This is a genomic window from Nocardiopsis sp. LOL_012 (genome assembly GCF_048060475.1).
GTDB lineage: Bacteria > Actinomycetota > Actinomycetes > Streptosporangiales > Streptosporangiaceae > Nocardiopsis.
The window spans coordinates 1-514 of the sequence record NZ_JBHMIV010000111.1 but is presented as its reverse complement, the minus strand read 5'-3'; the positions used below and the strand labels follow the sequence as shown (position 1 = coordinate 514).

General features: G+C 70.0%; 1 protein-coding gene. It reads right to left on the bottom strand.

Annotated features, from left to right (window positions below; translation table 11 throughout):
• Positions 1-514: ADP-ribosyltransferase (locus ACFHWE_RS23675; protein ID WP_416604088.1), on the bottom strand; the 514-nt coding region annotated here is incomplete at both ends.

The following is a 514-nucleotide window of genomic DNA, read 5'->3' as shown; positions in this document are numbered from 1 at the left end:
GGGAGGACGTCGGCGTGTAGGTGGAGGATGCCCTCGGAGTTGATGGCGGCGCGTTTGATGCGGTAGCGGGTGCCGCGCGGGAGGATCAGTTCTCTCTGGGCGGGGACGCGGCTGTGGCGTCCGGGCCAGAGGCCGTGTGTTCCTGTGGGCAGGGCGAGGTGGAGCTCGATGGGCATCCGGTGGTTCCAGTTGGGCAGGTGGGCGTTTGCGCCCAGGGAGGTGGACAGGTAGCCCGGTTCGGTTTGGGTCGTTCCCACCAGTGTTTGGAGGTCGTCGGGGTCGTGTCCGGCCATGAACCCGATGTGGTCCAGGCCGCGGTGGGCGATGAGGGGTTCGGGCAGGGGGTTGAGGGCCAGGGCCTGGTCGAGGAGGCGGGCCTGTTCGAGGAGTGTGTCGGGGGTGGGGAAGCCGTTGAAGGCCTGGGCGGCGCGGCCCGCGGCGCCGGCTTGGTTCAGCCACAGGGCGAGTCTTTGCCGGGGGTCGGGGGCGAAGAGGACGTCGTGGACCAGGCGTG